The organism is Gilliamella sp. W8136 (assembly GCF_016101285.1).
Lineage (GTDB): Bacteria > Pseudomonadota > Gammaproteobacteria > Enterobacterales > Orbaceae > Gilliamella > Gilliamella apicola_N.
Map to the genome: position 1 here is coordinate 1 of NZ_JACFQU010000075.1, position 208 is coordinate 208.

The 208-nt window shown below is 44.7% G+C and carries 1 protein-coding gene; it reads right to left on the bottom strand.

The window, feature by feature from the left end; genetic code table 11:
• The coding region (locus tag H3T96_RS14705) for an AMP-binding protein (RefSeq protein ID WP_198248704.1) at positions 1 to 208 on the bottom strand (208 nt) is incomplete at both ends.

A 208-nucleotide genomic window follows, 5' to 3' on the forward strand; every position in this document is an offset into this window, starting at 1 on the left:
TGGGTCCACGAGGCAGTGAAACGGCGACAGGCTCCCCAGTTTTTAATCCTTTACTGACTAACAGGCTGGCTATTTTAAGAGCTTGCGTTGTTAACTCTTTATAAGAAATCTCTTGTTCGTTGCATATCAAAGCAATTGACGTTGGATTGGCTTTGGCATACGCAAAGATTGGCTCAATTAGAGTGGTGGAGGGTAAAGGCGCAGTAAC